Source organism: Arsenicibacter rosenii (assembly GCF_001870735.1).
Classification (GTDB): Bacteria; Bacteroidota; Bacteroidia; order Cytophagales; family Spirosomataceae; genus Arsenicibacter; species Arsenicibacter rosenii.
The window spans coordinates 39017-64300 of the sequence record NZ_MORL01000001.1 but is presented as its reverse complement, the minus strand read 5'-3'; the positions used below and the strand labels follow the sequence as shown (position 1 = coordinate 64300).

The 25284-nt window shown below is 47.9% G+C and carries 24 protein-coding genes; 8 read left to right on the top strand and 16 right to left on the bottom strand.

Annotated features, from left to right (window positions below; genetic code table 11):
- Positions 1 to 25: 25 nt before the first annotated feature.
- Positions 26 to 424, bottom strand: coding sequence for a winged helix-turn-helix transcriptional regulator (locus tag BLX24_RS00245; protein ID WP_071501096.1), 399 nt, complete (start codon positions 422 to 424; stop codon positions 26 to 28).
- Between the two features lie 159 nt (positions 425 to 583).
- Here BLX24_RS00245 and BLX24_RS00240 point away from each other — a divergent pair, with 159 nt between their 5' ends.
- Positions 584 to 952: a DoxX family protein gene (locus BLX24_RS00240; protein WP_071501095.1), complete on the top strand. Its 369-nt coding sequence runs from the start codon at positions 584 to 586 to the stop codon at positions 950 to 952.
- 78 nt (positions 953 to 1030) lie between these two features.
- Here BLX24_RS00240 and BLX24_RS00235 read toward each other — a convergent pair whose 3' ends face one another.
- The 11 genes from BLX24_RS00235 to BLX24_RS00185 form a co-directional block, all read right to left on the bottom strand.
- The gene (locus BLX24_RS00235) at positions 1031 to 2155 is read right to left on the bottom strand and encodes a hypothetical protein (protein ID WP_143092531.1); all 1125 of its coding nucleotides are present in this window, start codon (positions 2153 to 2155) and stop codon (positions 1031 to 1033) included.
- Positions 2156 to 2300: 145 nt separating this feature from the next.
- Positions 2301 to 2729 (bottom strand): hypothetical protein, encoded by a 429-nt coding sequence (locus tag BLX24_RS00230; RefSeq protein ID WP_071501093.1) that lies wholly within the window; start codon positions 2727 to 2729, stop codon positions 2301 to 2303.
- A 44-nt stretch (positions 2730 to 2773) separates the two neighbouring features.
- Entirely contained in the window at positions 2774 to 3307 is a 534-nt protein-coding gene (locus BLX24_RS00225) for a dihydrofolate reductase family protein (protein WP_071501092.1), read from the bottom strand.
- Between the two features lie 113 nt (positions 3308 to 3420).
- Positions 3421 to 3852 carry a hypothetical protein gene (locus tag BLX24_RS00220; protein ID WP_071501091.1) on the bottom strand — a complete coding sequence of 144 codons (432 nt, stop codon included), beginning with the start codon at positions 3850 to 3852 and terminating at the stop codon, positions 3421 to 3423.
- A 174-nt stretch (positions 3853 to 4026) separates the two neighbouring features.
- A complete protein-coding gene (locus tag BLX24_RS00215; protein ID WP_071501090.1) occupies positions 4027 to 5043 on the bottom strand; it encodes a hypothetical protein in 1017 nt (338 codons plus the stop codon).
- 467 nt (positions 5044 to 5510) lie between these two features.
- A complete protein-coding gene (locus BLX24_RS00210) occupies positions 5511 to 6113 on the bottom strand; it encodes a hypothetical protein (RefSeq protein WP_071501089.1) in 603 nt (200 codons plus the stop codon).
- A 415-nt stretch (positions 6114 to 6528) separates the two neighbouring features.
- Positions 6529 to 7239: a hypothetical protein gene (locus BLX24_RS00205; protein WP_071501088.1), complete on the bottom strand. Its 711-nt coding sequence runs from the start codon at positions 7237 to 7239 to the stop codon at positions 6529 to 6531.
- Between the two features lie 101 nt (positions 7240 to 7340).
- Positions 7341 to 8573 carry a deoxyguanosinetriphosphate triphosphohydrolase family protein gene (locus BLX24_RS00200; protein ID WP_071501087.1) on the bottom strand — a complete coding sequence of 411 codons (1233 nt, stop codon included), beginning with the start codon at positions 8571 to 8573 and terminating at the stop codon, positions 7341 to 7343.
- Positions 8574 to 8775: 202 nt separating this feature from the next.
- The gene (locus BLX24_RS00195) at positions 8776 to 9861 is read right to left on the bottom strand and encodes a type I restriction endonuclease (protein ID WP_071501086.1); all 1086 of its coding nucleotides are present in this window, start codon (positions 9859 to 9861) and stop codon (positions 8776 to 8778) included.
- 256 nt (positions 9862 to 10117) lie between these two features.
- Positions 10118 to 11278 carry a molecular chaperone DnaJ gene (gene dnaJ, locus BLX24_RS00190; protein ID WP_071501085.1) on the bottom strand — a complete coding sequence of 387 codons (1161 nt, stop codon included), beginning with the start codon at positions 11276 to 11278 and terminating at the stop codon, positions 10118 to 10120.
- 81 nt (positions 11279 to 11359) lie between these two features.
- Positions 11360 to 11899 carry a nucleotide exchange factor GrpE gene (locus tag BLX24_RS00185; protein ID WP_071501084.1) on the bottom strand — a complete coding sequence of 180 codons (540 nt, stop codon included), beginning with the start codon at positions 11897 to 11899 and terminating at the stop codon, positions 11360 to 11362.
- A gap of 216 nt (positions 11900 to 12115) precedes the next feature.
- Here BLX24_RS00185 and queG point away from each other — a divergent pair, with 216 nt between their 5' ends.
- Positions 12116 to 13087, top strand: coding sequence for a tRNA epoxyqueuosine(34) reductase QueG (gene queG, locus BLX24_RS00180; protein WP_071501083.1), 972 nt, complete (start codon positions 12116 to 12118; stop codon positions 13085 to 13087).
- Positions 13088 to 13195: 108 nt separating this feature from the next.
- On the top strand, positions 13196 to 13873 hold the full coding sequence (locus BLX24_RS00175) for a TetR/AcrR family transcriptional regulator (RefSeq protein WP_083421722.1): 678 nt from the start codon (positions 13196 to 13198) through the stop codon (positions 13871 to 13873).
- On the opposite strand, the gene kynU is transcribed toward BLX24_RS00175, so the two are convergent.
- A complete protein-coding gene (gene kynU / locus BLX24_RS00170; RefSeq protein WP_071501081.1) occupies positions 13819 to 15072 on the bottom strand; it encodes a kynureninase in 1254 nt (417 codons plus the stop codon). The two genes, BLX24_RS00175 and kynU, sit on opposite strands and share 55 nt — an antisense overlap.
- A gap of 107 nt (positions 15073 to 15179) precedes the next feature.
- On the opposite strand from kynU, the gene BLX24_RS00165 reads away from it, so the two are divergent.
- Positions 15180 to 16445: an NAD(P)/FAD-dependent oxidoreductase gene (locus BLX24_RS00165; RefSeq protein ID WP_071501080.1), complete on the top strand. Its 1266-nt coding sequence runs from the start codon at positions 15180 to 15182 to the stop codon at positions 16443 to 16445.
- A gap of 88 nt (positions 16446 to 16533) precedes the next feature.
- On the opposite strand, the gene BLX24_RS00160 is transcribed toward BLX24_RS00165, so the two are convergent.
- On the bottom strand, positions 16534 to 17523 hold the full coding sequence (locus tag BLX24_RS00160) for an NAD(P)/FAD-dependent oxidoreductase (protein ID WP_071501079.1): 990 nt from the start codon (positions 17521 to 17523) through the stop codon (positions 16534 to 16536).
- A gap of 79 nt (positions 17524 to 17602) precedes the next feature.
- Between BLX24_RS00160 and BLX24_RS00155 the strand changes: the two genes are divergently transcribed.
- Both BLX24_RS00155 and BLX24_RS00150 read left to right on the top strand, forming a co-directional pair.
- Positions 17603 to 18454, top strand: coding sequence for a gluzincin family metallopeptidase (locus tag BLX24_RS00155; protein ID WP_071501078.1), 852 nt, complete (start codon positions 17603 to 17605; stop codon positions 18452 to 18454).
- An 84-nt stretch (positions 18455 to 18538) separates the two neighbouring features.
- A complete protein-coding gene (locus BLX24_RS00150; protein WP_071501077.1) occupies positions 18539 to 19408 on the top strand; it encodes an aldose 1-epimerase family protein in 870 nt (289 codons plus the stop codon).
- Between the two features lie 128 nt (positions 19409 to 19536).
- Here BLX24_RS00150 and BLX24_RS00145 read toward each other — a convergent pair whose 3' ends face one another.
- Positions 19537 to 20187, bottom strand: coding sequence for a hypothetical protein (locus tag BLX24_RS00145; RefSeq protein ID WP_143092530.1), 651 nt, complete (start codon positions 20185 to 20187; stop codon positions 19537 to 19539).
- Positions 20188 to 20593: 406 nt separating this feature from the next.
- Between BLX24_RS00145 and BLX24_RS00140 the strand changes: the two genes are divergently transcribed.
- A complete protein-coding gene (locus BLX24_RS00140; RefSeq protein ID WP_071501075.1) occupies positions 20594 to 20917 on the top strand; it encodes a LytR/AlgR family response regulator transcription factor in 324 nt (107 codons plus the stop codon).
- Between the two features lie 66 nt (positions 20918 to 20983).
- Here BLX24_RS00140 and BLX24_RS00135 read toward each other — a convergent pair whose 3' ends face one another.
- Positions 20984 to 21889 (bottom strand): SGNH/GDSL hydrolase family protein, encoded by a 906-nt coding sequence (locus BLX24_RS00135; protein ID WP_071501074.1) that lies wholly within the window; start codon positions 21887 to 21889, stop codon positions 20984 to 20986.
- Positions 21890 to 22302: 413 nt separating this feature from the next.
- Here BLX24_RS00135 and BLX24_RS00130 point away from each other — a divergent pair, with 413 nt between their 5' ends.
- Positions 22303 to 25182 (top strand): outer membrane beta-barrel protein, encoded by a 2880-nt coding sequence (locus BLX24_RS00130; RefSeq protein ID WP_071501073.1) that lies wholly within the window; start codon positions 22303 to 22305, stop codon positions 25180 to 25182.
- The last annotated feature ends 102 nt before the right edge of the window (positions 25183 to 25284 follow it).

Genomic DNA, 25284 nt, shown 5'->3' with positions numbered 1-25284 from the left:
GTTTCTGATTCATCCAGCATCCCCCTCATGCCCTTTCCGTGCGCTTCAGGATGCGGTCGCGGTGCTGAACACCCCAATCGTGCAGGGCGATTATTACCGCATCCAGCGTATCGCTGTAGCCGGTCAGTGCATATTCGATGGTGACGGGTGTGGTCGGGTATACCTTCCTGACCACAAACTCATTCATTTCCAGCTCTTTCAGCTCCTTGCTCAATACCCGCGCCGTAATGCCGGTAACGGCCCGCTGAATCTCCCCAAACCGGCGGTTGTTATCCCGCAGGGCAATGATAATCGGCAGTTTCCATTTCCCGCTCAGCACATACAACGCATCCTGTATCGGCATCAGGTGCTGTGTACATTCCTTCTCCGACAGGCGCCTCTGCCGCCGTATGCTGATTTCCGGTTCATCCAATAGTACGTCCATATTGTGTGCACGTTGTTCTGCTTATAAAGATACAAGACAGTATCTGATTCATAACCCCGTATCCTGAAGGATAGCAGTATACTTCAGGATAGTGCCCCATCATGCATCACCGGAACGCGTAGGTTTGCACCAATATTAATCATCTGAAACTCCCGAACTATGAATCCGAAAATCAAACGCATTCTGACCATTACGTTTACGGTCCTGGCCGCCGGTATGTCTATCATGAGCGGCGTGATGAAGCTGATCGGCTCGCCGGAAATTGTCAGTACACTGAGCAAAGTCGGCGTAGGCGCATACCTGCCGATGCTGGGGCTGATGGAAATCGGCTTTGCGCTGCTGTTTCTCTACCCGAAAACGATGCGCATCGGTTTTATCCTGCTCTGCTGTTACTTTGCCGGTGCCCTGGCCACGGAGTTATCGCACGGTACGCCGTTCAACGCTGTTCTGCCGATGGCGCTGATCTGGATAGCGGCGTTCCTGCGCGACCCGCGTATTTTTCTAGAACCGGCTCCGGCACGGTCCTAAGCAGCCGGGGCGTCAACAAAAAAGGTGAGTCTGTCGGGGCAGACTCACCTTTTGAGAATTAACTTTCCACTTGCTTATTTAAATACCAGGTAATTCAATCGTTCGGGTTATGGTGTCAGACCGGCCACAGGCATCCCGGTTGCTTACTGTAACCGTATACCTACCGGCAAGATTACCCGCGGGAATGGTTACCGTACGGCTGGCTTGCCCGCGGAATACCTGGCTAAACACATATCCCCCCGGCCCCGTCACAACATAGGTCGTTCCCACCCCTGTAATCTGTAAACTCCGCTCATTACCGATTGGCGGAGCAAAGCTAACCGATCCTATCTGAGCCGCCAGCAATGGATCACAGGCCAGAATCCGGATTGATTCGGCATACGTACAGCCATTGTATATATCAACAGCTGTTACGGAATAAATCATCGATTCTGTGGGAGTAATCACAATTGTTTTCCCGATCTGTCCGCCATCCCATCTGTAATTTGTAAAGTCATTGTCCCGATTATCGCTGTCCGCATTCAGTGTTACCGATGTTCCCTTGTCTACAATCAGCTCCGTAGCGGTCAATGATAAGACAGGCCGGATCTCTACAGTACTCATCGCTGACAAGACACCGGTAGCAGTAGCTGCCGTTTCGGTTGCACTCATTACATAAGTCCCTATAGTACCGGCACTGTAGTATCCGGGTTTAGTGGCTGTAAACTGCATTATACCCGGCGCATTTACATCAGGGTTAGGAATAGGAACAGGCCCCCTGAAGCTTACCGTATAAGAAACCAAACCACCCGTCGCACCACCAGCTAACGTCAATGACGTGCCCACACAAGGGTTATTCTGGTCAAAACCAGCTGAACTATAGACCTGACCTGTATTAACGTCTATATGTATATCCGCCGAAGCGCTTTCACCATTGGTCGTTCCGGTTACCGAGTAATCACCGGTAAAGTTAACTACTACCGTTGCGGAGGTTGAACTACCCGCGTTTTCTGACCAAAGGTAGCTGTCGGCCCCGCTGGCAACCAGCGTCACTAACTCCGGCCAGGTAACACTGGTACCCGGATACGCCGTGATGATAACTGTCGGTGGCGCTGGTTTCCGGCTGTTTCCCGGAGCCTTATGCTTATCTGATGCCATTACATTGCCAGCTGCCAGCAGCATTATTACCAGCCATAGGACGTTTTTTTGTAAAATTCGGGCCATATTTTCATTCGTTTTAGTATACAACACGAACGAAAATAACCGTAACGGGTCTTCAAAGGCAAAAAAGCAGCGTAGACAAAAACATAGACAAATTGCTATCTTTCAGCCGATGAGCGACTTACTGCTCAATCAGTCTGCCGGCTTCTCAGCCTCTCCGCATAACGGCCACCACTGAAAACCGGATCAGGTACGCAGCCTGTACCACCAGAAAGGCCAGCAGCGCCAGTCCGCCCAGATACGAAGCGGTCCTCATGGCCTCTATATCCGGAATGGACACATAGCGCCGGTCGATACCCGACAACACCAGGTTCTGCATTTGGCTGTAGACAAACACGAGCCCGCAGAGCGTTGTTGCCACCACATGCCACTGATAATCCCGTTTAGGGCGAAGTCTGCTGACCTGTTTGCGGCGTACAAAATACGCGGCTTCAATCAGGCAGCAGCTAATACCGAGAGCGAGAAAAATCTGAAACGTGGGTATCACATAATACGTATCGGCCAGCTGAATATCAAAGACAAGGCCACGAAACAGCCACGTAAGCACGAAGAAGAGAATGGCAAGGATAAGGAACATGGGGCAGTTTTTTACCCGTAAAGGTAATACGACAACGGAACCGGTCAATAGGTAATGGCAAACGTCATCATCTGTAACCCGTGTTCATACGCTTCAGTATCAATTAATCCGGCCTTGTACGCTTTTGTTGAGTCGCCGAAGAGGCGTATGCCCTGCCCTAACACTACCGGACTCAGTTTGATGCGCAATAGATCAATCCGCTGATGGTCGAGCAGCCATCCGGCCAGCTGCCCGCCGCCACACAGATAAATGTCCGTGCCGGGCTGCTGTTTGATGGCGTCGATTGCGTCGAGGTTCAGCGGCTTTACGTGTACGCTTTCGTGCGGATGATCAAACGTAAGGGTGTCGGAAAAGATATAGTGGGTCATGTTCGGGTATGCCGGCTGACCAGGTTCAATGCCGAACGCATAGCCATATTCGTAGGTCTTTCTGCCCATAATGACGGTATCAAATCCCGCCAGGTCGCCGAGGTATTTTTCCACGCCGTTTCCGGTCTGTACGTAGCCGCTTACGTCATCATCCGGCCCTGAAATATACCCGTCAATGGAGCTGGCGACGTAATAAATAACCTTTCTCATACCGTTTCGTTGTGTTGATGCGTGAAAACCTAACCCGTTGACAGCCGGTTTTGTTACCTATGGGGGTGATGGTCGGCCGGTGTATGAACAGCCTGGTGAGGAGGACGACCGGTTTACCAATCCTTTATTCTTTCCTCTTGTGCAATATCGAAGACGACTTGTGTAAGAATGATTTGTTTTTCTTTTTTTTCAACCATGTAAACAGGTCCGATCAATGGCGAACGTTCGGCCGTAGAAGCGATCAAGCCGATGTGACGACTTATCCAGGTACAGTCCGTGGGTTTGATACCCTCAAAGAATGATGCTGACTTTATTATTTTTTTCTTCCCTACACGAACAAGCCGGATAGCACTCCTGTCGTTTTTGCATGGCAGCGTATAAACCGTCATCGTATCATACGCCACGACCGTTTTATTATCCCGATCTATCGTTGACGGCACAATACGATTAGATACGGCAATCTCATTCGTTACGACAACGTATACAGGCTTCCTAACAGGCTGACTCAGTACCAACAGCGATAACAGGTGGCAGAATAGTATCATGGGTTTGTGTTTTCCGTTGTTGCTCGTTTATAACAAGTACCCAATATCCGGAAGATTCTGCGATAGCAGCCCCGTCTGGCACGTAAGCTGGCTTGTGCCATGCAGTCTACGGACCAGAGGCTCTTACGGATAATCTTCATTCGCAATATGCGAGCTAGAACTGTGAAATGAAAGTTAGCCTTCTCTTAAAATCTGCCCAGAATCGCCATCTTTGAGAGTTTGTTTGACGAAACTTAGAAATTCTTTGGGTTTGAACACTCGCGTCAAAATACCAAGCTCTTTGAATGTCTCTGTTGCTTTGTAATGACATCTATCGTCCTCAGTCACGAAAAAATGGCAGTGAGCAGCATAAAACGTGTGTAAAGCGTCGTCAATCATATTGTCGAATCTTTCATCAGATTTGTATCCTCTCCAGTCAATCTTAAGATAAGTATCAATTACCTTGCTATAATCACTGTTACCAGATGTTTTTGAAGATGACTTATTTTTTGCCCATTCATACATTTCGTCCGAAGACGCTTTCAGAAAATTAGGCGCCTCCTGATTATCAAGTATTTGAAGTTGGGCCTTGAGGCTCGGGTCATTTTTATATTTCTTTATGATTTTACTTGTAAACCCTCTCAGAGACTTGTATATCGAATAATCCGTTTTGAGTAGACTTGACATCTTCATCAGATCATCCATCAAAGAATATATGGTCAGTTTTTCTCTCGATGTAGCAAAAATTTTATCAAACACTGGGTCAAGCTCAAACAATTTAGAAAAGTTATCAGGTAAAGGCACGCTTTTAAATAAGTCCATCATAGTCTTCATCATACCAAACTCATCACCTTCACATAGTTTTTCAAGTGAATCAAAATCGTTACTTTTTTCTTCAAGAGCATCCTCAAAAAATTGAAACACATCTCGTTGATGCCAAGTGACTTGATCGTGACCCCAATACTGAACAACGGCCAAATTACCAGTAATTTGAGCAATGAAACTTAAATCTCCCTGTGTGTAGGTTGGATTTTTCTTGTAGCCCCTTATAAGATCATTGATGTGAGCGTTTGAATAAGGTACAAAGACATTTTGCTGCGCTATTAAATTATTAATGAATGTGAATGCTTCTTTATCAGAATCATTTAACTGCTGAATCTTTTGCAGCCCATCAAACACATTCCAGTCCAGATAGATATAAACGGCGGGCATAGCAGATGATCTACTTCTCTCAATCAAAATAATACTAACTCAAGCGTTTCCCTTGTCAGCCAAAACTTGGAAATGGAAGCCTAAACATACATAAACGGAGCATTTTTCGTGTCGCAGGTAAGCCCGAATTGCACGCCAACGATCTGGCCTGTTGAGCCGTGACCCCTGTCCCTAACGTTGACAAACACGCCTTTTCTGCTTGGCGAATCATCTAACGATGGTTGACCGGCTCGGCGTTCGTCTTGACTGTCCGCTTTCACCCATCAAGTCCGAGGGATGGGCTGAAGCGGTTGGTCGTGCATTTTTCGTATAGCTTGATTGTCGCCCCCGTTGTTGCTCGTTTATAACGAGTAAGCATTATTCGGAAGGGCCTCCGGCCCGTAAACAGTTTTGGTATAAGCCAACTTACGGGCCGTAGCCCTTACGGATAATCCTCATTCGCAATATGCGAGCGAGAACTGAGCATATTAATGCCAGCCGTAATATTTTTTTATCACTTCTACTAACAACCCGCCCGCTGCTCCAACACCGATTTGCCACGTACCATCAAGGCTTTTTGAAATCATTTTTGATATCCAGCCATTCGTTTTATCGCCAAAAACTCCCTTTTCCTTGTTTAGACTATCAGATTCCAGGATACTTTTTAACTCTTCAATATCCTGTTGCCCAACATGATTAGCTCTAAGTTTTTGCGCTAACTCTTCAAAGTTTCCTCTATTAAATTCTATGGAGCTGTCAATGTGTGCGTTGTTACCTGTGTTAATTAATGTGCCATCCTGTCCTTGTAACACACCAAAATTGTTATTGCCGATAACAGCGTTGCCGTTAACTAAAATACCTCTCCGTTCGACTTCTCTCTGCTCCATATATTGTATCCAATTATCAAATCCGCCTACTTCTATAGCTTTGTAGCCTTTTTCAGTTAAGCGGTAATTAGTGCCTGAAATCAGATTAAAGGCAATAGCTTTGTCAATAGCCGCTTCGTATTCTCTTGTATTTGCTCTGATACGCACAACAACTCCCTGCCGTGCATCTGTCAAAACTTTGTCAATCCATTTTGATTCTTCCATAGCTAAGAAAAAATCACATAAAAGCTATTAATTATCAGATGCTTTTAAGATGCGTCTGCGAACATACTGCTAACGTCTCTTAATGTCGATAGCCAAGGAAAAAGATTGTTTTTGGAGTATCATATTTAGCACTTTCGACACTTTCGCATGTTTTACTTGAGGACATATATCCTGTATCCTGTCTACACAAGATGCCTTCAACCTTGCACATACTTAAGGCATAGGATAAGTACATTCTTTTTTTATTTTTTTGTTCAATTTATATCTCTGAAGAGTTTTAATAAAAACTACCTATCAGTTAAGCTCTCGTAAATTATTACCAATAAATAAGTATTCTCAATTTTCTTCTCACTATAAAAAAAGGTTTTTCTTAATAATACCCGAATCATTTTTGCAAGATTGGCAAACAATCTGCTTAATTATCTATTAAATATTTAGGCAAAAATAAGCGTTTCAAATCAGCGACCCCGACGCCATTTAAATAATTATCATGGCAATAACAGTTGTTGCATTCTCTAACAGTTAGCTTATCATGCAAATGCGGATTATTCTTAATTGATTTTCTAATAGCACTTATAGCCTCATTAAATAAATTAATATTACCATCTGTTATTTCAACTTTTGGATTATCAACTATAATCTTATTTAGATAATCAAATAATATAGCTGTTTTATTATTTCTTATTGTTATCATCATACGCTGGCGTTGAATAACATCCCATTTCTGAGATAGCTCTTCAACATCAATAAAATACTTTTCATCGTTAGAATTTCTTGAAGTCCAATATATTGGATTATCTTTCGTTATCCAAATCTCATAATCAGGATTTAATACTAGATCCACAGAAAACTTAAATACAATAGGACCATATAAATTTTGTCTTGGGAAATAGCCATGTAAATCTATTGTATCTAAGAATATATCGTACCATATATCAAAATCTCTGTCGATTTTATCAGAAGACTGCTCAGTCTGAAATAATCCCAGCTCCTCGACCGCCCCTCGGGACAATAAGCCATATTGTTCTAAATATGTTATTGAGGTCGAAACTGTATTTGCATGATATAAATAGTGAATCTCTTTTCTTTTTAGAAATTCGTATAATACGTCATTATTTAATCTCATTTCAAAAGTTTTTTTTACTCAAAAAAGAAATTATACTACAATTACATTTAACTATAACTAAAGACTTAAATAATATTAAGCTATATTTTCATGCATTTTATTTACTTTAAATATATACCCTTCCCATCTAACTTGCCAAAGTATTTTTCATATTGCTGGATTGCGTATATATCCATCATACCACCAATATAATCTTGAACTTTTCTCTCCCACAAATGTTGTATACGGTAGTTTGCGGGCAATAGTACCATATCTTTATTATAGTCTTTATCTGTATATAGCTCATAGAGCCTTGTTAAAACATGACTACCTAACTGCTCATATTCAATTATTTCAGGCTGTCTTTTTATACATTCAAAAGTCATCATTTTAAGTCCCGCTACTAATGAGCCTAATGTTTTATATCCTAGTCTTCCATCAACTAAATGAATATCAAGAACAAATTCATTTGCAAGAACTGAAGTTAATTCTTTTCTAAATAATATTGCATATTCTTCTGAGGTTTTGTACTCATGAGCTTTTTCTGCAAACTGGCGAGCTCGTACAACGTATTTCTTAAAAATACCTAGGACAGATTTATATTCTTTACGTATAGAGAATTCATATAGCAATTCGTCGATAGTAAAATAGTTCAGCCTTAATGTATCTTCTAAGTCATGAATAGCATAAGCTATTTCATCACACAAATCCATTATTTCACAATCAATTGTTTTGTGTGATATATTATACGTCTCAAGCCATTCTTTCACTAAACTATAATCCTCATCATACAAAAACTTCTTATTTTTTTTCAGTGAATTACTCTCAATATCATTTTCAAACTCAGGCTTAAAGTATTTAACAACTCCAAGCATTGAACGTATTGTCAGATTTAACCCATTAAAATCATAGTGCCTTTTCTCGAGCCTATTGAGAATTCTAAATGTCTGTGCATTACCCTCATAAAGGCTATTTTTACTCACATTGCTTAAAAATATTTCGCCCGCATGCCCAAATGGAGGATTACCTATATCATGAGCCAATGAACATGTTTGAACTGTAATAATATCATCTAATTTAAGTCTTTTGGCTATTGTTTTGGCAAACTGAGCAACTTCCAAGCTATGAGTTAGGCGGTTTCTATAAAACACTTGGCTTTTAGGCACTAATAGTTGCATCTTCCCTTGCAACCTCCGGCATGAAGATGAGTATAAGACTCTGGAATAATCTATATCAGCGTCATCACGGAAATAGTTTATAACACCTGTATACATGGCATCAACCCGAGTATTTTTCACAATAGACAGTTGGTGTTCTTTCTCTTTACAGTACTCTTCCAATTCATTTGTATTCATATTTGTTAATGGCATTTATATGGTCAAACACGATTTATCATTACAAGCCTAAATATTTAAACAATTTTATATTTTTCATTATTGACATCGCTTATGATGCATAAAATGATGATATCATTCTGTTTTTTTTACAATTATCTATTTTAACTTTTATCATGTTATAGTCCGTATATGTAATTTATCAATCAAGTAATATTTTACATTATATAGAGTTTTTATTACTAATCAACCGCTCCGCTCCCTCAACAAGCTGTTGCGAGTATTCGTATAAATCGTCTATTCCCGCAATCTCATACTTAGTTTCTTTCTTGGCTTCATCAAGCAACGCTAAGTATTTTTTAGAGCCATTGAAATACAGGCGGCAAATCGTCTTTCGGTTGTTGTCATCCAATAAAATAGCAAAGTACGTTTGTGCATCACGGTAAGCAATCCGTTTTAGCTCAACCGTTCCCCGAAGGATAGAACGCACAATGTAGAAAGCCTCTAACTCCTCCTGTGTGGTGACAATCGTTGGTTTTTCCTTTTCTTCAGCCGCTGGCGCTGCTACGGGTTCAGTTACCACAATGGTCTTTTCTTCCTGAACCAACGCCGTTTTCAGCCTGTCCGTGATCTGGTCTGAAAAGCTATGCTGAAAGGATTTCTTAACCAGTCCGGTAAAGTAATCCATCATTTTGGCGTTTAACTGGCCGGGATAAACCTGCTTTGCCAAATGCCTGACTAACGGGTCACTTGGGCTATTCATCTCCTGCTGTATCAGCAATTTCAGCTCACCGGTATATTTCAGTTCGCTGGCAGAGGTAATGATAGCGTTTACGTCGAAATAGGATTTGTGGAACTTCTTTAGCTCCTCTACCTGATTGTCCCTCAAATCGAGCATGTTGATTTCAAGAAACGGCTTTTGGTCCATCTTGTTCGGCTCCTCCAGGTCAGTATAAAACCGGTAAATGATCCCATTGGTCAAGACACCAAAGCGGGCCTTGGTAACATGGAAGTAGCGTAATAGCTGGTTGTCGTGTAAAGTCAGGCTTTGCGCCCAATGCTTGCATTCAATCAGCATACACGGCTCTCCGCTATCCCGCATGATGGCGTAATCAACCTTTTCGCCCTTTTTCGTGCCTATATCGCTGATAAATTCAGGCACCACCTCAAGGGGGTTAAATACATCGTAGCCAAGGCATTGCAGGAACGGAAGGATAAAGGCCGTCTTTGTCGCTTCCTCAGTATGGATAGAATCTTTAAGGCGGGCAACCCTGTCAACAAGTTGTTTGAGGTGGTCTTTAAAGTCCATAAAGGTGTCAGGTAAACGTTATTGATTCATTAAGGGTCTGGTTTAGTTCTTCTTTACAGTCAACTGTATATGTAATAATTACTGTACAGAATAAAACATTAAGATGATTGACAGCAATTTTATGATTATTGATTGTAATAAACAAATTTTCATATAAATGCCATTTCTATCATAATTTATTATAGATCAATCAGTTCCATATCGCACAAAAAAAGCCCCGCTCTCTCGAACGGGGCTTTGGTATGCTCAGGAAGGCTCAACCGTGAAAAAAGTCTTTCATCTTCTCGAAAAAGCCCTTTTCGTTTTTATTCGGTTTCGGCAGGAAATTCGGGGCGCTGCGTAACCGCTCCAGCAGGGCGCGCTCGTCGGACGAGAGCGTACGCGGTGTCCAGACGTTGACGTGTACCAGCTGATCGCCGCGACCGTAGCCGTTCAGTTCTTTGATACCTTTGCCCTTCAGGCGCAGGATTTTGCCGCTCTGCGTGCCCGGCTCCAGCGTAATCCGTGCCCGGCCATCGATGGTTGGCACTTCTACACTCGTCCCCAAAGCGGCGTCGGCGAAGTTAACGTACAGGTCGAATACAATGTTGGTACCATCGCGTTTCAGTTCTTCGTCTTCCTCCTCTTCGATCAGGATCAGCAGATCACCGGCCACGCCTCCGCGCGGCGGCACGTTTCCTTTACCCGATACCGACAGCTGCACGCCCTCGGCTACCCCCGCCGGAATCTTGATCGGAATCACGTCTTCCTGCAACAAACGGCCTTCGCCAAAGCAGGTATCGCAACGATCCGTTACCTGCTTGCCTTCGCCGTTACAGGTCGGACAGGTGTTGGTCGACACCATCTGCCCAAGCATCGTATTCACCACCTTGCGCACCTGACCGGTTCCGTTACAGGTTTGGCAGGTCGTGACAGCAGTGCCGTTTTTCGATCCGTTTCCGCCGCAGGTCGTACAGGTGACGTGACGTTTTACCTTGATTTTTTTCTCTACCCCGTTGGCCACCTCCTGCAGGTTCAGCTTCAGCTTAATCCGCAGGTCAGAGCCACGGCGTACGCGCTGCCGCTGACCGCCCGTGCTCCGGCCAAAGAAACTGCCAAACGGCGATTCGTCGCCGAAAATATCGCCGAATTGGCTGAAAATATCTTCCATCGACGGGCCACCGCCATAACCGCCAAAACCGCCGTTGCCGCCAAGACCCTGATGACCAAACTGGTCATACCGCGCTTTTTTCTGCGCATCGCTCAGCACATCATAGGCTTCAGCCGCCTCCTTAAACTTTTCTTCTGCCGATGGATCATCCGGATTTTTGTCCGGGTGATACTTAATCGCCATCTTCCGATAGGCTTTTTTAATATCGTCCGCAGAGGCGTTTTTGTCGATACCCAGTACCTCGTAATAATCTCGCTTCGTTGCCATGAAATCAATGAGTGAGTGGGTGAATGAGTGATTGAGTGAGTAGTCCCGCTAATTCACTCAATCACTCATTCACTCAATAAATTAGCTTCCTACAATAACCTTTGCAAACCGGATTACTTTGTCGTTCAGGAAATACCCTTTTTCTACCTCGTCGATGACCTTGCCTTTCAGGTCGTCGCTCGGGGCAGGGAACTGGGTGACGGATTCGTGGATATCGGCGTTAAATACCTCCCCTTTCGACATCATCGGCTTCACGCCTTTGGCTTCTAAGGTCCGGAACAATTTATGATAAATCAGCGACACGCCTTCTTTCAGGGCCGCAATGTCACTGGCATTTTCGATGGATTGCATCGCCCGCTCAAAGTCGTCAACAACCGGCAGCAGCGATACCAGCAGGCCTTCATTGGCGGTGCTGATCAGGTCTAATTTTTCCTTAGCCGTACGGCGGCGGAAGTTCTCAAAATCGGCGTATAACCGAAGGTATTTGTCTTTCAGCTCGGCAACTTCCTGCGACGCCGATGACGTTTCGGCAGCAGGCTGCTCTGCCGCTTCGGCAGACTGATTGTCAGTATTCTCGTTTACAGATGGCGCTTCTTCGTCAATAATGTCTTTATTTTCCATGCTAACTATCGCTTTCTCTACCTGAATTCTTTCTGCAAATATGCACAATAACAAGGCCAAATCCATTCAATCTGACAACTTGACACACATCTGCCGCTCTGGTCCGGTCACTCATCTGCTAACACAAAACCGCCCGAAAAGATTAGCGACCGGCCATACTTTTAGCCTGAATCTGAATTTTTTCGGCCGGATATGCTGTTTCTCTGACATCGGATTATGCAACAACACCTTAACGCAACCGCCCGCCACACAGCCCTGATCAAACAACAGGCAGTTGCCCTTGGCTTTGATTTCTGCGGCATTTCAGCAGCCGGTTTTCTGGACGACGAGGCGCCGCGTCTGGAAAACTGGCTGAAGCAGGAACGCCACGGGCAGATGGGCTACATGGCCAATCATTTTGACAAACGCCTTGACCCGCGCCTGCTGGTCGACGGGGCAAAATCGGTCATTACGGTTTTGCTGAATTACTTTCCCGAAGCACCGCTTGCCGAGGGTGCCGATGACCTGAAAATCTCGAAATATGCCTATGGCGAAGACTATCACTTTGTGCTGAAAGACAAACTGAAGTCGTTACTGACGTTCATTCAGGAAAACGTTGGTGAGGTTGGCGGCCGCGCCTTTGTCGATTCAGCACCGGTTATGGACAAGGCCTGGGCCCAACGGAGCGGGGCGGGCTGGATGGGCAAACATACGAACATCATCAACCGGAAAATGGGCAGCTTTTTCTTTATCGGAGAGCTGATCCTTGACCTGGAACTGACGCCCGACGGCCCCATCGGTGACTATTGCGGCACCTGCACCCGCTGTATCGACGCCTGCCCGACGGGCGCAATCGTTGAGCCCTATGTGGTCGACGGGAGCCGCTGCATCTCCTATTTTACCATCGAACTCAAGGAAGCCATTCCGGCCACCGTCAGCGGACAGTTCGACAACTGGATTTTCGGCTGTGACATCTGTCAGGATGTCTGTCCGTGGAACCGCTTCGCGAAACCACATCAAACGCCCGCCTTCGATCCGCACCCGACGCTGCGCCAGCTGACCAAAACCGACTGGCAGGATATTACGGAAGACGTCTTCCGCGAGGTTTTCAGGCGGTCGGCCGTGAAACGCACCAAACTCGAAGGACTTCAGCGGAATATTGCCTTTGTTCAGCAAACAAGTCAGGCGGCTAATCTTGATTTAGATTAAATTGCCATAAATAACGGAACAAAGTTGCAAACCATAGAACTATACATTTAGTTTAGGTGCAAAATCGTTCATACATCGATTTAAGTTGACAACAACGTACTAGTAGACATGCCAAGAGGAAGAGCACATACTGAGCAACGGCTTATTGATGCCGTCGGTAAAATAATAGCAGAGGAGGGGTTTGACCAGCTAGGCATTAACCGGATATCGGCCGCATCAGGCATTAACAAGATATTGATTTACCGCTATTTCGGCGGATTAGACGGCTTAATGAAGGCTTATTATAAGCAAAATCCGCCGGTCGTTCAACTGCCCCGGATTGATCCGGAGCAATTCAAAGGTGCGACCATTGAAGAAATCATGGAAGCCTCCTGCGAATACATGCTTCTGGATTTCAGGCTATTGCGCCAGAACATACAGACACTGGAGTACCTGCGGGCTGATTTGCTGGCCCATTCAGAAAAGCATACTAACCCAATGGCCGATAAGCTGGAACAGGAAACGCATGACATTGTCGAAACCATGTCAGGTATGGTCAGCAGTGAATACGGGCGTTCGGTATCGGCAATCATGATCTCGGCCCTCCGGTTGCTGACGTTCATGAGTCAGGATAAACGCACCCTGATGGGCATTGATTTAGGAACCGACGAAGGCTGGGCCCAGATTGAGCAAGCCGTTCGCCGGATCTTTTACGGGCTGGCACTGGCGGCCAACGAAACGCACGCCAACAATCAGAACCTGCTGATGACATCGGCAACCCGCCAAACCTCTTCAAAGGTGTTGTAAAGCGGGGCAGGTGCCAGGCGAATGCAATCCGGTTCGCGCCAGTCGCCGATGATACCGGCTTCCACAAGCCGGTTAAATAAGGCTTTCCCTCCGTCCGGCACCAGCAGTGACAGCTGGGCCCCACGCTGCGCCGGGTCGTCAGGCGTCAGCACGTGGATACCGGCTTCACGGAGCAGGTAGTACAGGTAACCGGTCAGCTGCCCGCTTTTTTGCCGGAGTTTTTCCATGCCTGCTTCGGCCGTAATGTCGAGCGCGGTTTTGTGGAGCGACATAGCCGGAATATTCGGCGTACTGACCTGCCAGCCATCCGCCCCCGGCATCGGCACAAACCCTTTGGTCATCTCAAACCGGCGCGGTTCGTCGTACCCCCACCAGCCGGCCAGCCTTGGCAATCCGGCGGCATGGTGTTTTTCATGCACAAAAATCCCTGAAATGCCCCCAGGCCCCGAATTCAGGTACTTGTATGAACACCACGTAGCAAAATCAACTCCCCAGTCGTGCAGATAAACCGGTACGTTGCCGATGGCATGGGCCAGGTCAAAGCCAACCGTAATCCCGTGCTCCCGAGCAGTTTGGGCAATGGCTTTCATGTCGTATACCTGCCCCGTGTAGTAGTTCAGCCCGCTCATCAGTACCAGAGCAAGGGTTCCGGCATGGGCGGCAATGCCGTCCTGAATCGCTTCCAGCCGGATCAGGCCGTCGGCTTCCGGTCTGATTTCAATCAGTACCTCGTCGGGATCAAACCCACGGGACTTGATGTGGGTTTCGAGGGCGTACTGGTCCGACGGAAAATCACCGGCAATGGTCAGAATCTTTGGCTTACCGGCCGTCGGCTGATAAAAGGTGGAGAGCAGCAGGTGCAGATTTACCGTCAGCGAATTCATCGGACACACCTCTGCGGGCATAGCCCCAACCACCTTTGCCAGCGGCTCCTTGCAGGCCCGATGGTACCCGATCCAGGCCTCATCGTGTAACGGGTTGACGGCAAACCACCCTTCCACACCCATTTGCTGCCAGACCGATAAATCATGCTCCAATACCGCCTTAGCGGCCTTTGGCTGCAACCCCAGCGAATTGCCGCAGAAATAAATAATAGGCTTCCCGTTGTGTTCAGGTATGTAAAACCGTGTCCGGTAGGCGCGTAACGGATCCTCCTGATCCAGTTTGCGGGCAAAATCCAGGCTATTTTCGTAATTCATGAACGAACGTTGAAACAATATGGTCGTTGTGTTACTTATTGCATATTAACCACAAAGATCAATTTTATTTTTGCATCACTATCTTTTTGTTCCAAACTACCCAGCGAATGACAACCCAAGCCTCCGTAATCATTGTTGGCGCCGGCATGGCTGGCCTGACTTGTGCCGCCTATCTAAAAAAAGCGGGGATCAATGCCCTGATTCTGGAAGCCTCTGACGGAGTGGGCGGCCGGATCCGTACGGATGTAGTCGACGGTTTCCGGCTCGACCGCGGTTTTCAGATTCTTTTAACAGCCTATCCTGAAGCGCAGCGTTTACTCGATTATGCAGCCCTTAACCTGAAAACCTTCCGGTCGGGGGCGCTGATTCGCTGCGATGAGCCGGGCAACACCAATCCGTGGCTTACGTTGCTGAATCCGCTCAATGAGCCGGCGTCTCTTTTTCAAACGTTGTTTTCATCAGTCGGTACCTTCGGCGATAAACTCCGGATTCTGGAACTTGTACGCCGTGTGCAGGGCATGCAGTCTGAGGACTTTTTCTGCCAGGAAGCGACAACAACCTACGACTTTCTGACTGGTTTCGGCTTTTCCGATCAGATGATTGCGCGTTTTTTCCGGCCATTTTTCGGTGGTATTTTTCTGGAAGATGCGCTGCACACCTCCAGCAACTTCTTTGAGTTCTGTTTCAGCATGTTTTATTCGGGTGAAGCGGCCATTCCGGCCAGCGGCATGGAGCAGATTCCGGCGCAGGTGGCGGGCCGGTTATTACCGGAGCAGATCCGGCTCAATACCCCGGTCAAAGCCATTTCCGGCGGGCAGGTACATCTGGAAAACGGCGAAATACTGACCTCATCCCACATTGTGCTGGCGGTTGACCGCGCCCGGGCCGCTGCGCTGCTGGGTAAGCCCGCTCCGGCCGAAACGGCCTTTACGCATACAACCTGTACGTATTTTGCCGCGCCGGCCTCACCGCGCCCCGGCGAAAAACTGTTGCTGCTGAACACCCGCCGGTCGTCGGCGGTCCATAACCTGGCCGTTGTTTCAGATATCGACCCGACAACGGCCCCGGACGGACAAGCGTTGATTTCGGTCAGTACGCAGGGGCTTACGCACGTGGATAAACCCGCCCTGGCCGCTCAGATTCAGCGTGAACTAACCGGCTGGTTTGGCGAGCCGGTGAAAGAGTGGCGTCATCTGCGGACCTATCATATCCCGCATGCCCTGCCTGCCTACGGACCGGATGCGACCCACGAACCGCTCAAAATCAGCCGTAGCCTGTACCAATGCGGCGATCAGACAGCCTATCCATCGCTGAACGCCGCCATACGGTCAGGCCGGGTAGTAGCCGAACAGATTTCGAAAGAGTATTTGTAAGGAGAGCGTAGCACAGAGGGCGGGGAGCACAGGGTTTTGCCCTACACCCCTCCCCTACGCCTATACTCTCAGCTCTACGCCCTCTGCTCTACGCCCTACCCGTTCCCAGCAGGAAGCGGGCCATTTGCAGCCCCGACTGGAAAGCGCCTTCGACGTTCCCCATACCGAAGCCATCGCCGCCGAACAAGAGCATAAACGGTGCTTTACCCACCACAAAGGCTTCGTCATGCCGTTGATTGGCCAGACTATACCGCCACCGGTGAACCTGATAGCTGGCTACGGAGCAGGCAGGAATCCATTCGGTCAGTTGATCGAGCAGTTTTTTGCCGACCGCATTCAGATCATCTTCCAGATGCAGCTGACTGAATGCATGGGTTGCATGGACCGTGATCGTTGTCTGGTTCGGCGAAATACCCTTCTGCCGGTTATCGGCCACCCAGGCCACCCCGTGGTCGGCGTTTTCATCGAATCGGAGGATGCCGGGGGTCGGGATGGTAGCCGTGCCGTTCAGAACGGCCATAACGGCAATACAAGGCTGATAGCTGATGTTGGAAAACGCACGGATTTCAAGCGAACCGGGTTCCAGGCCACTGTCTTTCAGTAAGGCTTCTGCCTGTGGCACCGGAATGGTAATCAATAATTGTGCGGCTTCGTAGGTATGGCCCGATTCCGTCACCACCTGGCAGCCACCGGCTATGGGATTGATCCGCACAGCCCGCTCGCCGGTCTGCACCGGAACCGACTTCGCCATGTACTTGGCAATGGCATTCATTCCCTCTGCGCCGATGTAACGGGGGTGACGAAACGTTGTGTCTACGATCTCGGCTTCCTGCAGATTCCATTCGTTAACCACGCCCGCCTCCATGAGCTGCTGCACGTGCGCCTGAAAATCGGGGGTCCGCGCCGAGAAAAACTGCGCCCCGTGATCGGCCCGGCCATCGCCCAGACGACGTGTGGCCAGCCGCCCGCCAACGCCGCGGCCTTTGTCCAGTACGGTTACCTCGTGGTTATTTTTGATGAGTTCGTGTGCCGCAGTCAGGCCAGCCATACCGGCCCCGATGATAATCGTTGAAGGCATTCGTTCGTAAAGTGAAGGTGAGTTGTTACATTTAAACTTTTATTGACAACCATCAAAGCCGCTGCTTTGTTGACTTTTCATGCGTGCAATTTCACTACGTAACTGGTTATCAGGCCTGTTAATTGCCTTACCAATCAGTTATCTGTTTCTTTTTCCGGAACTGTTTCGTTGCCAGACCGTGCGTTTCTCGGCCGATTTCCGGCCATTGGCCCAAACGCCCATGCCGGTTTATATCCAGCGAAACACCCCTGATTCCCTTCAGAAAAAACTTATTCAGCATATTACAGCCTCAACCACAAGGCTACATGCGTTCTGGAACGTAAAAAAAGGATCCCGCCTCGCCGGAAACGCGACAATTATTTTCTGTGCTGATCCGGAAACCTACAACCGGTATTGTGGCCAAAAAGCAGAGTCATCCGCAGGGTGTAGCCTTGGTGCTCCGTGGGGGGAAGCCTACCTGATCCTGGGACCGGATGGTAATAATGTAGATGTGATTGCGCACGAACGGTGCCACGACGAACTGCTGGCGCGTTTAGGCTGGTGGACGGTACAGCGACAAATCCCGCAATGGTTCAACGAAGGGCTGGCGCTTATGGTCGATTATCGCTTTTCACCCGCCACCCATAACCCGCGCCTGCGCTACGAAAAACTGCATGACGAGTGGTTATTCCGGGGCCAAAGTAGTCAGGAATCAACTGATTTGCAGGAAATTGAGACTATGGAACAATTTTTCAGCGGCAGTCCGTACCGGGTGTTGCTGGCCTATCTGACCTCTGCAACGGAAGTGGCCCGCTGGCTGGCCTTTTCCGGTCCCGACGGACTGCCAACCCTGATGGCGAACCTGGACGCCGGCGAATCATTCGGCGTGGTTTACAAACAGCTTGACCGGAAACGCAGCCAACATAAACCAAACAACCGACCCGCTCCCTGATGTTTAAGGTGACAACGGGCGATCGGCCCGGCGGTTTTGTTATTCATTTTTCAGCCTATAACATTCATTTTCATAAACACTCTCATGGCAACCATTGAAAACAGCATTCTACGCGTCTCAATCCGGCCACAAGGCGCCGAACTGACATCTATTTTCAATAAACAAACCAATATTGAACACCTCTGGCAGGCCGATCCGGCGGTCTGGGGCTGGCATGCTCCCAACCTGTTTCCGGTAGTCGGCGGGTTACAGGATGATCAGTTACGCGTTGGCGAACAGCACTTTCCGATGGGTCGTCACGGATTCGCCCGCCAGTCCGGATTTGCCCTGGTCGATGAATCCCCAACCAGCGCTACGTTTGAACTCGCAGCGAATGAACAAACACTGGCCGTATATCCCTATCAGTTTGTTTTTCAGATCATTTATAGTCTGGATGAGGCGGTTCTGAGTATTGTTTACCGCGTAGAAAACAAGGATAACAAGACTATGTTTTTCTCCGTGGGCGCTCATCCGGCCTTTACTGTGCCGTTCCTGCCGGGCGAGCAGTATGAAGACTATCTACTTGATTTTCAGAAAGAAGAACCCCTCACCCGCCACCTGCTGTCGCCGAAGGGCTACTTCACCGGACAAACCGAACCGGTACTGACGGTTGGCAATCAGTTACCCCTGACCAAAGAGTTATTCAACCAGGACGCGCTGGTGTTTAAAACGCTCGAAAGCCGGGCGGTGACCATTTCCAGCACCCGTCACAACCACAAGGTGGTTGTTTCTTTTACCGCCTTCCCGATGTTAGGCATCTGGGCAAAACCCGGCGCCGATTTTGTGTGTATTGAGCCATGGCTGGGCTGCGCCGACAGCGAAGGAACGCCCGTGTCCATTGACGAAAAAGAAGGTATTCAGCACGTAGAAGCCGGCGGCACTTTCGAGGCTGGCTTTACCATAGGCGTGGCCTGATTGGCGGCCGGCGGCTTATAAGGCCGGCTGACTGAATACGGCAATGAACCCCATCGGACCACAAAGGAAGATAGCCTCCTGAAGAATAAGCCAACAGGTGCACTATTTACCTTTGTGGTATTAACCGGCTAGGCAGCACGTTGCAGGGCATAATCAAAGGCGGGATCGTACCCGACAATCTGGAGCACATCAATTATTTTGATCAGATAATCTTCCGGCAGACAGCAATCCCCCTGAATGATTGACAGCAATGTATTCGGCGGAACAACAGCCAGGGTTTCAACGGCCTGTACTGAAATCAGTTTCCGGCGGACTTCGGTAAAGTAAGCTTTAATATTCTCCGTCTGAAGCCGTACGTTTCCGGAATAAAACCGGGTAATCCGTTCGCTGATCAGCTGGTTCTTCCCGTTTTTAAAGCGGTCACGTATGCTGGTTTCGGTCAGCGAAACGTAGCGGTGGGTCGTATTGTATACCATCCCTAATGCTCTCAGATCAAACAAATCCGTTTCTAAGCCGACAATGGTTATATACGCATTTTCCCATACTTTTTCCTCGACCTGCCCCCGCCGGTATGGATTCTGAATTTCGACAGCCCATTCAACTTTTTTGAATTCAGAAAGTGGCATAAAGTGTTCCGCCTCGGCATATAACCGGTTATAATCGTCATCCGTAAGCTTTTCGATTCGCTTCTGCAATTCGTAATATGCCTTCAAATGCTCATTATAGCTCGACGCTGAATAGGTTGAGTGGATAGCAAACGCCAGAGATTGTAGTCGCATAGGTTTGGTTTAATCATCAACAGTAGCCCAGGCTACTTACCCGAACACTCAGTTATTTAGAGTTAGACGTATCATCTCTTTAAAGTCACTAAATGTTTTTAAGCGAAAATCTAAATAATATTTAAGTAAAGCATCATTTCCGTTTAATTAATACAATTTTAACCTTTTGGTCTCTAATTCCCTAGATAAACTGATCAATAGTGTACAAGTCTTCAAATACGCCATTTATTTAAATTTTTATTTCTATTTCCTAATCAATGAAAAAATGATGTTTATAAGTTAACATTCAAAAGTTTAATTATGATCATATAATTTACCATTTCAAGTAACATTTCTGAATTTATAAAAAAATGACGTGACCTCTCCCGTCTTTGTCCGTCTTTAGGCAAACAGACAAGCTATTCTCATGGCAACATTTAAAGTTCCGGGCTACGATAAGCCCCTACAGACTGACGGTATAATCTGGATTCAGGGAGACGGTAACTACTCACGCATTCACTATACAGACGGTAAATCATTTTTAGTTTCGCAAACCCTGAAATGGTTTGAGGATCGATTGATTCCCTTTATCCGGATTCATAAATCGATGCTGATTAACCCTAATCATCTGGCAAACTTTAATGAAAAGTACAAGCCGTTTACTGTTCAGCTTAGCAACGGCCTGGAACTCAGTGTTTCCCGGCGCAGAATACAAAACATACGTACAGGCTTACTCGTGACCGAATCATAAAAAAAAGCCCCTGTGACAATGTATGTCACAGGGGCTTTTTTTTATGATCAGTTAACACACCATGCTTCACTTTACAACTTGCCAGATCAGGTCAGCAATTTTCTGCATCCCGGCATCATTCGGGTGTTGTGCCAGCCCGGCATTCGAATATTGTGTAGCCCGCAAGGTTGCATCACCCGCAAGTGATTGAATATCGGCTACCGGATACCCTTTTTCGGCAGCTACTTTCCGGATAACCGCGTTGGCTTTTTCCTGTCCGGCATAAAACGTTGTCGTACAGACAACCTTTACCGGCCCTTTGGAATATTTAATCAGGTAGTCAAGCAACTGCCGGTAATAACGTTCCAGATTCTGCGGTTCTACCTGCGTATCATCCATATTTTCGCCTATTCTGACAATAACCAGATCAGGCCCGTTTCCGTCAAAAGGCAGGTGTTCATCCAGTGATGAGGACATATCATAGGTCCACCATGTCCGTTCAAAACTGCTGCCGGCAATCGGCTTCACCTGTATGTCGGCATACCGGTTTTTGAGCTGAGCCGTGAGCAGATGCACGTAATCCTTATCCGCCGATGAAGCAGCCATTCCCCAATTCCCCGTCCAGCCGATTTCCGGAACCGGACTAATACCGGTAATACTATTCCCCAGAATAAACACACGGCGGAAATAGGGAGCATACTGCGCACTAGCCGTGGCTGAAACCTGGTTGTTCAGGCGCGTCCTGGCTAATATCGTTGTTTCACTCAGTACGGTTACCGCTTGCCCCGTTGCCCAATTTGTTCCGCCATCCGCTGAATACTCAACAACTGCTCCTGCCGGTACATCAAGTGCCGAAAACTGTACGGTGGCAGCATAAGGTACATTACCACTTTGCCGATTAAAAGCAGGGGCTGGTAACGTTGCCTGGGCCGGATTATCCGAATTAGGATTATTTGCAGATTTGTTCGATAATCTTTTTACGGTGATCGGCATACAGGATGTAACACAATCCGGCGGATTTGTCGCCTGTGCCCGTACTGTCATGCTTACAGACACAAGCCAAAACAATAATAATCCCCTCATTATGAGCCTGCTCATATGGCTTTTCTGCATAAACGTATTAGGCGTATTCATGGGTATAAGGTCTTACTTACCTACGCTACACCCAAAAGTGTGCCAGTTTTTACAATATTATATATTTTCAAGCTACAAATATAATACGCACCCTTAAACCAGCTGTAAATCGGCTAGTTACACTCACCTTTTTTTCAGACCGTACATTAAAATTCAGGCTTTTGACTACTTTTATACATATTACGTTACATAAAACAGTTTTTCATTCACTTAACATCCTGCATCAGCACAACTGCGGCCTTGAAATCCCTGGTTGCTGGTTCCCTATCTCTATGCGCCAACGATACCTGACGCTGCTTTTTCTTTTTACGGCTACGTTTTTCTCACTGCACGCCACGGCTCAAACCGGCACCCTTACCGGCCGCTTTACCGATCAGAAAAACAGCCCGCTTGTTGGTGTCGCCGTTATCCTGACGGCGCAGAAAGACACAACGCAGAAAAAGTTTATAACCACCGACACCACAGGAGCGTTCCGGTTTTCGGGCCTGAATCAGCAGCCTTACCGCCTACAGGCTTCGTATATCGGATTTGATAACGTGGAACAGGTAATCGACCTGACCGGCGAGACCTTGCCGCTCGGGACGCTCATCATGAACGAAAACGCCAAAAGCCTGCAGGAGGTGGTAGTGAAAGGACAGATTCCGCCGTCGCAGATGAAGGGCGATACGCTGCAATACAACGCGGATGCCTTTAAAGTAAACCCCGACGCCACCACCGAAGACCTGATGAAAAAAATGCCGGGGATCACCGTGGAGAACGGACAGGTAAAAGCACAGGGCGAAAATGTGCAGCAGATTCTGGTGGACGGTAAGCCTTTCTTCGGCGATGATCCGTCGATTGCCATCCGGAACCTGCCGGCTGAGGTCGTCGACAAGATTGAGGTACTCGACCGGCTCAGCGATCAGGCACAGCTAACGGGCTTCAATGACGGCCGGACCACAAAAACCATCAACATTGTTACACGGAAAAACCGGCGGAAAGGGGTTTTCGGCAGACTATCGGCCGGCTATGGCACCAACGATAACTACTCGGCAGGGGCCAACGTCAACATCTTTAACGGCGAACGCCGGATTACGATTCTGGGGCTGTCCAACAATGTCAACCAACAGAATTTTTCGGGACAGGATCTGGCCAGCGGTGGTGGCGGACGAGGCGGGCAACCGAGCGTCGGGCAGCAGGCCGGTATTAACACAACCAACTCGATCGGCCTGAACTTCACCGATCAGATTAATAAAAAACTGGCTATCCGGGGCAGCTATTTTTACAACAACACACAGAACCACAACGACCGGTCGATTGTGCGGCAGTATTTCCTTACCGAAAATGCCAACCAGTTTTACCGCGAAAACTCGATGAGCCGTACCAACAACGGAAACCACCGGGTAGACCTGCGGCTGGAATACAACATGAACGACAACAACTCGTTTATTTTCACCCCGCGCTTCCGCACCCAAAACAACACCTCCAACCGGACGGTGGCCGGTGTGACATCAATTGCCGACAGTACGCTGCTGAACCAGACGGGCAGCAAGTATTACACCACCAGCCAGAGCCTTTCCTTTGGCCAGAATCTGGTCTATCGCCACAAATTCGGGAAGAAAGGCCGGTCGGTTTCGTTTAACCTGGGGACCGATGTGTCGACGTCGGAATCGGTCAACAACCAGCAGTCCCGGAACGAATATTTCAACAAAGGCTATCATTTACAGCGCATCGACCAGCAGACAACCAATAATTCGCCGAATTACCAGTTGTCGGCCAACATCAGCTATACCGAACCCATTACGCCGAAAAGTTTGCTGCAGATCAGCTATCGGGGCTCCTACCGCAATACCGACTCTGACCGCCGCACCCGTAAGCTGGATACGCTGACCCAGCGATACACCCTCATCGACTCGCTGCTGTCGAACTCGTTTGCCAATGATTACCTGACCAATCAGGCAGCGGCCAATTACAACTACCACACCGAAAAGGTGGGAATCATTACGGAACTGTCGTACCAGCGGGCCGACCTGATCAGTCAGCAGAGTTTCCCGCGTCTGAACCACGTCCGGGCTACATTTGATAACCTGCTGCCAGCCGTAACCGTCGACCTGCGGCCTAACCGCGAAAACCGCATCCGGTTCGTGTATAACACCAACACCAATGCACCGTCGATTTCGCAGTTACAGAACGTGATCAACAACACCAACCCGCTGTTTCTGACCGCCGGTAATCCGAACCTGAAGCAATCGTATAACCACTCGTTCTCAGGCCGGTATACGCTCAACAAACCGGCTACCTCAAAAAGCTTCTTTATCTCGATGGGGGCCGATATGACGAAAGATTACATTGCCAACTCGACCCAAATCAGCGACGGAACCATCCGCCTGCCCAACGGACAACTCGTTGGCCAGGGCGTACAGCTCACCCAGCCGGTTAACCTCGACGGGTTGTGGAGCCTGCGCTCGTCGGTCACGTACGGTTTTCTGGTGAAGCCGCTTAAAACCAATTTTAACCTCAATGCGGGGTATACCTACAACAACTCCCCGAGTCTGATTAACCGCCAGACCAACTATTCGCGCAGTTCGACCTATTCGCAGGGCGCTACCATCAGCAGCAACATCAGCGAGAAGATCGACTTTACCATTTCATATGCCCTGAATTACAATCAGGTACAAAACACCATTCAGTCGAAACTCGACAACAGCTATTTCTACCGTACCCTGAACGCGCGCGTCAACTGGATTTTCTGGAAAGGTATGGTCTTCCAAAGTGATCTGACCAATCAGCAGTACCGTGGTCTCGCGGGCGGACTCAACCAGCATTACACGCTCTGGAATGCAGCCCTGGGCAAGAAGTTCCTGAAAAACCAGCGCGGCGAGCTCAAAATCGTTGTATTTGACCTGCTGAAACAAAATGCCAGCATCAGCCGCTCGGTGTCGGACACCTACCTGCAGGATACGCAGTCGCAGGTGCTACAGCGGTATTTCCTCTGCACCTTTACCTATACGCTGCGCCAGTTTAACGGCGGTAACCGGGGCGGAAACGGCAACCGGCAGGGTAACCCCAACGGCAACCGGCAACAGGGCGAGGGCGGCAACTTCCGCCGGAATGGCGGCGAAGGCGGTCAGGGCGGCGGGGGTTTCCGGCAACGGCAGGGCGGCGGTTTTTAATTTTTTTCGCACCAGACAGGTATTTACGTTCCCTCTTTTGCTATTTCTGAAAGACAGGCCTGCTGTTTGCGCAGCAGGCTTTCCTGTAACCCGTTTTTCAAC